This window comes from Polaromonas sp. CT11-55 (assembly GCF_047303325.1).
In the GTDB taxonomy this organism is placed as follows: Bacteria; Pseudomonadota; Gammaproteobacteria; order Burkholderiales; family Burkholderiaceae_C; genus Polaromonas.
On record NZ_JBKBEX010000054.1, the window covers coordinates 1 to 7,747 of the forward strand.

General features: G+C 62.5%; 8 protein-coding genes. 3 read left to right on the forward strand and 5 right to left on the reverse strand.

Translation table 11 applies throughout. The features are described from left to right. Positions 1-168 precede the first annotated feature (168 nt). Positions 169-1,203 (reverse strand): SDR family oxidoreductase, encoded by a 1,035-nt coding sequence (locus tag ACEN8I_RS23995; RefSeq protein WP_413331165.1) that lies wholly within the window; start codon positions 1,201-1,203, stop codon positions 169-171. 193 nt (positions 1,204-1,396) lie between these two features. On the opposite strand from ACEN8I_RS23995, the gene ACEN8I_RS24000 reads away from it, so the two are divergent. After that, the gene (locus tag ACEN8I_RS24000; RefSeq protein WP_413331166.1) at positions 1,397-2,281 is read left to right on the forward strand and encodes a DMT family transporter; all 885 of its coding nucleotides are present in this window, start codon (positions 1,397-1,399) and stop codon (positions 2,279-2,281) included. 5 nt (positions 2,282-2,286) lie between these two features. Here the strand turns inward: ACEN8I_RS24000 and aroC are convergent, their stop codons facing one another. Next, positions 2,287-3,387 carry a chorismate synthase gene (gene aroC / locus ACEN8I_RS24005; protein WP_413331167.1) on the reverse strand — a complete coding sequence of 367 codons (1,101 nt, stop codon included), beginning with the start codon at positions 3,385-3,387 and terminating at the stop codon, positions 2,287-2,289. Between the two features lie 175 nt (positions 3,388-3,562). Further along, on the reverse strand, positions 3,563-3,964 hold the full coding sequence (locus tag ACEN8I_RS24010) for a hypothetical protein (protein ID WP_413331168.1): 402 nt from the start codon (positions 3,962-3,964) through the stop codon (positions 3,563-3,565). A 572-nt stretch (positions 3,965-4,536) separates the two neighbouring features. On the opposite strand from ACEN8I_RS24010, the gene ACEN8I_RS24015 reads away from it, so the two are divergent. After that, positions 4,537-4,959, forward strand: a complete 423-nt coding sequence (locus ACEN8I_RS24015) for a cupin domain-containing protein (protein ID WP_413331169.1) — start codon at positions 4,537-4,539, stop codon at positions 4,957-4,959. A 214-nt stretch (positions 4,960-5,173) separates the two neighbouring features. On the opposite strand, the gene ACEN8I_RS24020 is transcribed toward ACEN8I_RS24015, so the two are convergent. Then, positions 5,174-5,830, reverse strand: a complete 657-nt coding sequence (locus tag ACEN8I_RS24020) for a glutathione S-transferase (RefSeq protein ID WP_413331170.1) — start codon at positions 5,828-5,830, stop codon at positions 5,174-5,176. Positions 5,831-5,990: 160 nt separating this feature from the next. On the opposite strand from ACEN8I_RS24020, the gene ACEN8I_RS24025 reads away from it, so the two are divergent. Continuing rightward, the gene (locus ACEN8I_RS24025) at positions 5,991-7,217 is read left to right on the forward strand and encodes a polyhydroxyalkanoate depolymerase (protein WP_413331171.1); all 1,227 of its coding nucleotides are present in this window, start codon (positions 5,991-5,993) and stop codon (positions 7,215-7,217) included. Between the two features lie 21 nt (positions 7,218-7,238). Here ACEN8I_RS24025 and ACEN8I_RS24030 read toward each other — a convergent pair whose 3' ends face one another. Then, a complete protein-coding gene (locus ACEN8I_RS24030) occupies positions 7,239-7,628 on the reverse strand; it encodes a DUF5071 domain-containing protein (RefSeq protein WP_413331172.1) in 390 nt (129 codons plus the stop codon). Positions 7,629-7,747: the final 119 nt, after the last annotated feature.

Here is a 7,747-nt window from a genome sequence, read left to right on the forward strand (position 1 = left end):
TTTTTTTCCCTGGGGGGGGGGGGGGGGGGGGTTTTTTTGCCGGGCTTTTTCCATTTTTTGGGGGGGGGGGGGGGGGGCACCCCCCCCCCCCCCCCGCTCTCAGCAGAGGAAAGAGGAAGAGCGCACCGCCGGAGCAAGACCCGGCCCCCCCCCGGAGGAGCAAAAAGATCACCCTGCCCCAACACTGCCAGTGACAGGCAAAACAATCCCGGTGATATAGCTGGAACACACCGGTGATGCCAGGAATACATAAGCCGGTGACAGTTCCTCGGGTTGCGCCGGCCGCCGCATGTCGGTCTTCTTGCCGAAGTCCTGGACCATGTCGGCCGGTGAATCGGCCGGATTCAGCGGGGTCCAGACCGGGCCGGGCGCGATGGCATTCACGCGTATGCCCTTGTCGATCAGGTTGCTGGCCAGCGCCTTGGTGAAGGCGTGGATCGCGCCTTTGGTGGCCGAATAGTCGAGCAGTTTGGCGCTGCCCTCCAGTCCGGTGACCGAGCCGGTGTTGATGATGCAGGAGCCCTTCTTCAGATGAGGAACCGCAGCTTTGGCCATGTGGAAGTAGCCGTACACATTGGTGCGCAGGGTTTCGTCAAAGCGCTCTTCCGTCAGGTCCTCGATCGACTCGGCATGTTCCTGGAAGGCGGCGTTGTTGACGAGGATGTCGAGCTTGCCGAGCGACTTCACGGTTTTCTTGACCGCGTCGCGGCAGAAGGCCGCGTCCTTGACGTCGCCCGCGATCAGCAGGCAGCGCCGGCCCTCGGCTTCCACGCAGCGCTGGGTCTCTTTCGCGTCCTGGTCTGAGCTGAGATAGGCCACAGCGACGTCGGCGCCCTCGCGCGCGAACAGCACGGCCACAGCGCGGCCTATGCCCGAATCCGCGCCGGTGACCAGCGCGGTCAGGCCTTCGAGCTTGCCGCTTCCTTTATAGCCCGGGGCCATGAACTGCGGCTTGAGTTCCATCTCGGCCTCCAGGCCGGGCTTGCGCAGGTGCTGCCTGGGCAGGGGCGGCTCGGGATAATCCTGCGCGCCGGCTTGCACGGCTTTTTTCATCTTGCCCGCAGAGGCTTCACGCTCCGTGCGCTTGGCCTGGTCTTTGCTGTCCTGTTCACGCTGGATTTTTTGCTGCTTGGCGACGACGGCCTCGCCGCGTGCAGCAGGACGCGCAGAGGACGACGAAGAAGGCTTGGTGGTTTTGGGCATGGTGTTTCCTCAAGAAAAGTGGGATGGGTGAAAACGTCCATTTGGAGCGAGCCGAAGCGCCCCCGGTGTAGGAAAAATCCGCGCCTTCACCCCGGCCAGGCCTTGGGTCCGCTGCAGCGTCGGGCCGAATCTTGCACAATCAAGCAAGCCACTTTTCTCAATGCCGCTTTTGTTGCCGCCCGCGCGGCATTTCATGCAAACCCGACACTTCCTCCAGCTCATCGCGATGTCCGCCCTCTGGGGCGCCTCATTTCCCCTTTTGCGTATTGCCAGCCCGGCCCTGGGGCCGTGGGTGGTGGCGGCCGCCCGATGCACTTTGGCGGCCATTGTGCTCAGCCTGCTGATGAGCACGCTGCGCGACCGCTGGCCGCCGCGCAGGGCCTGGCCGCAGCTGACGCTGGTGGGCCTGTTGTCGGTGGTGATTCCGTTTGTGCTGTTCAACTGGGCGGCGCTGATCATTCCTTCGGGTTACTCGGCGGTGCTCAATGCCACGGCGCCGCTTTTCGGCGTGATGGCGGCTGCGCTGGCTGGGGAAGAGAAGCTCACGCGGGTGCGCCTCCTGGGTTGCGCTGTCGGTTTTGCGGGCGTGGCGCTGCTGGTACAGCTGGGGCCTGTGGCGGTGACACCCACGGTGATTCTGGCGGCGCTGGCTTGTGTGGTGGCTTCGGCCAGCTACGGTTTTGGCGCCATCCAGATGAAACGCGCGACCATGGCCTATTCGCCGCTGCCTTCATCGGCGGTAGTACATGTCACCGGGGCGCTGATCCTGATCGTGCCGGGCGGCATTGCCGCGCCTGCGGCCGTCCTGACGCCCGGCGCGGTGGCGGCGGTTACGGTGCTGGGTACGCTGACCTCGGGGTTTATGTACTGGATCAGCATGCGGCTGATGCGCGAGATCCCGGCCAGCGCCACCACCTCGGCGGCCTTCATGATCCCGCTGTTCGGCGTGACCTGGGGCGGTTTGTTTCTCGGGGAGCCGGTCACGGCCAGCATGCTGCCCGGCTGCATTCTCGTGCTGTCGGCCACCGCGCTGATCACGGGCTTTAACCCGTTTCGCTCTGCGCCACCCGAGCCTTAAAAAGGCTAGCTCTGTTTTGCCCGGCTGATGTTGGGAGTAGCGACAACAACATCGGCGTTCTGCGCCCGTTGGCGCAGCGCATGCTCCATCACCACCAGTGCCAGCAGCGCTTCGGCAATCGGCGTGGCGCGTATGCCCACGCAGGGGTCGTGGCGGCCCTTGGTCACCACTTCGGCCGGGTTGCCGGCCGTGTCTATGGACTGGCGCGGCGTGATGATGGAGCTGGTGGGTTTGATCGCGATCGAAACTTCCAGGTCCTGGCCGGTGCTGATGCCGCCCAGCACGCCGCCAGCGTTGTTGGACAGAAAGCCTTCGGGCGTCAGCGAATCGCCGTGCGTGGTGCCGCGCTGCGTGACGCTGGCAAAACCCGCGCCGATTTCCACACCCTTGACCGCATTGATGCCCATCATGGCAAAGGCGATGTCGGCGTCCAGCTTGTCATACAGCGGCTCGCCCAGGCCCACGGGCACGCCCGAGGCCGTCACGCGTATGCGCGCGCCGCAGGAGTCGCCGGCCTTGCGCAGCGAATCCATATAGTTCTCCAGCTTAGCTACGTCGGCCACCGGCGCAAAGAAGGGGTTGTTCGGCACATGCTCCCAGGACTCAAAGGGGATGACTTCATCGCCGACCTGCGTCATGCAGCCGCGAAACACCGTGCCGTATTTTTCGGCCAGCCATTTTTTGGCGACGGCACCGGCCGCCACCGTGGGCGCCGTCAGCCGCGCCGAGGATCGTCCGCCGCCGCGCGGGTCGCGCAGGCCGTATTTGTGCAGGTAGCTGTAGTCGGCGTGGCCGGGACGGAAAGTTTCCAGAATGTTGCTGTAGTCCTTGCTGCGCTGGTCGGTGTTGCGGATCAGCAGGCAGATCGGCGTGCCGGTGGTCCTGCCCTGGTAGACGCCGGAGAGGATCTCGACGGCGTCGGGCTCGTTGCGCTGCGTCACATGGCGGCTGGTGCCGGGGCGGCGGCGATCCAGGTCGGCCTGGATGTCGGCCTCGCTCAATTCCATGCCCGGCGGGCAGCCGTCAATCACGCAGCCAATGGCCGGGCCGTGGGATTCACCGAAATTGGTGACTGCGAATAGGGTTCCTAGGGTATTTCCGCTCATGGGGGGATTATCCCAGAGGGAGCTGAGGGGTTACCAATAGAGCGGGCCGGGCTCTTGGCTACGCAAGGTCTGGGCAGATCCGGGAATAGGGGCAGTACTGGGTTTCTAACATTGGAGATGAGCGGCGGCCGTAGGCAGGCGAAGCCTGCGGGAGGACGTCCGATCGATGGAGGGATTAAACCCCGTTGCTCTTGATGACGAAGAAGACATACGCCATTGCGCCGAGCCCAACCGCAACAAGGGTGTAGGTGGCCCAGACCTTGGCTACCGCTTCCTTTGAGCTCGGGACTTCCGTCTGCGGGTGCCTGTCGGTAAGCCTCAGCAAGACCACCAGCCCCACGACACTGAGGAGTGGCAGTAGCGCCCCGAGCCAGCCTGAATGGCCTTTGGCCTTGGCGTACGCCCAGAACATGACTACGACGCTCAGAGCTGTGGCGTACATGAGAACTGGTGGCGCTCCCCCGGGTCCCCACACGTTCCCGCTCGTTGAATTTTTCCCGAGCACCACGATTGCTGCTGCACAAACTGCAGCAATACCTAGCGAAATGTTTCCGGCCTTCTTGTAGCTACGAAGCATGGTCTCCTCCCTGGTAGGGGCCTAACGTGGATCGTAACTGGCACCCAAGGCGCGAAGCGGCTTGAGTGTCCAATTGACGTGAAGGTTAGATTTTTGCATTGCGATCCATGACAAACGACAGCGGAAGATAGAAGTATTTATGATCGTCCGAGCTTGGCCACTTGAAGGAGCAAGGAGTTTCACTGTTTTTCCACCCGTGACATGAACGAACTAATACTCCATCCGGATGTTGAGTCGAGCCGAATTTGCCTTCACCACAATTCGGACAAACAAAGCAGCCAGCGAAATACGCTTCATCCGAAATCGAAACAGCCCCAACAGTTCGCATAGTCTTTCTCAAAATCTAACGTAATGTATGCCGCAAAACCTGCAACAGGTCCCCTTGCCTCTTGAGTCGCATGTGTGGAAAGTTGCCTTTTGCTGGACTATAGCTTTACGTCAGGCCACCATCTTTACCGCCTGCTTTTTTCAGCCACAGTTGTGGCGCAGGCCGCACCCCGGTCTGGAACACTTCATGCTTGCTGCACCGCACCAATCCCGAGTTGGATGTCTTGATGGAACAGGAGCACCCCATGCTGGACCGCAGCGCGACCAAGTTTTCCCACGTCAAGCCCGGCGACACGCAGTTTGTCTCCGGCGGTTTGCGCGACTTCTTTCTATATCGCGACCTCGGCATTGCCGACGCCACCAACGGCAAGGTGATCGCGCACCTTGTCAAGGCGAACATGGCACCGGAAACGGGCACGGGCTGGCACCGTCATGAGGCGGATTTCCAGATTGTCATCATGGTCAAGGGCTGGGCCCGCTTTATGTACGAAGACAAGGAAACCCTGGTCGAGGCCGGCGACGTGGTGCACCAGCGCCCGGGAATCAAACACTTTCTGTTCGACTACTCACCCGACATGGAATACCTGGAAATCGTCGGGCCGGCGGATTTCAAGTCGATTGACGTCGACCCGGTCTGCGACATCCCGCCACCAACCCCCTGGAAATAAAGGCCCCCACGGTCGCTCACTGCGTGTAGCTCCCTGCCCCCCGAGGGGGCCGCCCGCCTGTGGCCCGGCAAAGCCGGTTCCACGGCTCATGCTGGGTTGAAGATTCAGGGCGTATGCCGTACCAGTGGGGGCCGAGGGTTCGGCTGCGCCGACCCCAGGCGCCGCCCCTGCAAGGGGGGAACAGGCTACACGCAGTGAGCCTGGACGGGGGTGTTCAAAACTCCGCGTCGAGTTCATCAATGTCGTCGGGCTCCTTCTTGGCCTCGGCCACCCACTCCTTCATCGCCGGCAACTCCATGATGCGCTTGCAATACGCCGTGCAAGCCTTGTCCAGCGCCACGTCGTAAGTCAAAAACCGCGTGACCACGGGCGCATACATGGCGTCGGCCACCGACAGCTGCTTGCCGAACAGATAGGGGCCGCCGTAGGCGCCCAGGCACTCCTTCCATATCTCCAGCACCCGGTCTATGTCGGCCTGCGCGCGGGACCAGACCTTGAAGTTCGGGAAATGGGCCTTGATGTTCATGGGCAGCGCGGCGCGCAGCGAGGCAAAGCCCGAATGCATTTCGCCGCAGACCGCGCGGCAGTGCGCCCGCAGCTTGACGTCCGCCGGCAGCAGCTGCGCCTTGGGCTTGATTTCATTGAGGTATTCGGCAATCGCCAGCGTGTCCCAGACCTTGACGCCGTTGTGCTGCAGCGAGGGCACCAGCATGCTGGACGAGAGCAGCAGCATCTCCGCCTTCATGGCCGGATCGTCAGGCGGGATCACTTTTTCGGTGAATTCCAGCCCGGCAAACTTCGCCAGCAGCCAGCCGCGCAGCGCCCAGGCGCCGTAGTTTTTGCTGCTGATCGTCAGGACTGCCTTGGCCATGAGATTGCTCCTTGAACCGCAAAGTTGGCCCCCACTGCCCGGGGCCGGCAACACTCCGCAAGGCCTGTGCCAACGCGCCGGCGGGCGGGGGCGACTGGCCCGTAACTTGCCTGCATGCCAGGCTACCTGGGCCACAAGCCCGAACCAAGCCAGGAAACCCATGCTTTACCAGGCCTACCAGCTCCAGTCCGACCTGCTGTCCCCGCTTCGCTTGCTGGCGCAGGGCGGCAGCGCGGCCCTCTGGTTGGGCAAAACCGAAGGTAGCCTGCTGCGTAAGCTGTCGGCGTCCATGGAAGTGTTTTCGCGGCTGCGCCTGACGCATTCACGCCCGGCTTACGGCATCAGTTCGGTGAACGTGGGTGAGCGCGAACTTGCCGTGACCGAGGAGGCCGTGCTCAGCATGCCCTTCGGCACCCTGCTGCGCTTTAAAAAAGAGCTGCCGGCCAATCTGCCTTACCAGCCGCCGGTGCTGCTGGTGGCCCCGCTGTCGGGCCACTTCGCGACGCTGCTGCGCGAGACCGTGCGCACGCTGCTGCAGGACCACGACGTCTACATCACCGACTGGCACAACGCGCGCGACGTCGCCCTGCGCCACGGGCCCTTCGCGCTGGACGACTATATCGACCACATGATCCGCTTCACCCAGGCCATAGGCCCCGGCACCCATGTGGTGGCGGTGTGCCAGCCCTGCGTGGCGGCGCTGGCGGCCGCGGCCGTCATGGCCGAAGACGATGACCCGGCCCAGCCGCGCAGCCTGACCCTGATGGCCGGGCCGGTGGACTGCCGTGTGAACCCGACCGGCGTCAACACGCTGGCCACCAGCAAGCCGATTGAGTGGTTCGAGAAAAACCTGATCAGCCACGTGCCGCTGCCGCACGCGGGCTATATGCGGCGCGTCTACCCGGGCTTTGTGCAACTCAGCGCCTTCCTGAGCATGAACCTGGACCGGCACAAAAAATCCTTCCAGGACATGTACCAGCACCTGCTCGATGGCGACGTGGAAAAGGCCAATGTCATCCGCGTGTTCTACGACGAGTACCTGGCCGTCAACGACCTGCCCGCCGAGTTCTACCTGGAGACGGTGGAGAAGGTGTTCCAGACCTACGACCTCCCGCTGGGCAAGCTCAGCTACCGCGGCCGCCTCGTGAAACCCGGCGCGATCCGCCGCACCGCGCTGATGACGGTAGAGGGCGAGCGCGACGACATCTGCTCAGTCGGGCAGACGGTGGCGGCGCAAGACCTGTGCACCGGCATACGGCCTTACATGAAGACGCACCATGTGCAGACGGGCGTGGGGCATTACGGCGTGTTCAGCGGACGCAAATGGAATCAGCAGATTTATCCGCGGGTCAGGGAGATGATTCACTCGAGTAAGCAACGAGGTTGACAAAGATACGCATGGCGCAATTCATTCTCCCACCGCCAAAAGCTCCTGCGCGTATAAGTCGACCTCCTCGGACCATTCGTCATGGGTCGGACTGTGTGCGATGCGCTCAAGTTCAGGACGAAGTGCATCACGCAATTGCGTTGACACGGCAACCACAGTAGCAAGCACCCAGTACTTCCATAGACCGTCTGAAGTCGAAAGAACTGTGCGAATGTGAGGCACAAGAGGCAGCCCAATACCCGCCAGAAAGGGAGAAAGGTTCCGGGCAATCGGCCAGTTGCCATCTCGCAGCCACTCAAGAAGTGCCGGCAGGAGTGGTTCAATCCCGGGATAGCCAATTTCCCTCAGGCGCTCAACTTTCCCGGCGTCGTACTTGTCGAGCGGCAATACAGCCAGGAGTTCATCACGCATGAGGCAATGTACGCCACGACGTACTCATGTACCCACCCCGCCTCTTTTTTCATGCCGCCCTATCCACGCCACCAATCCCCCAATAAGCCCCATCACCAAAACCAATCCCAAAATCACGC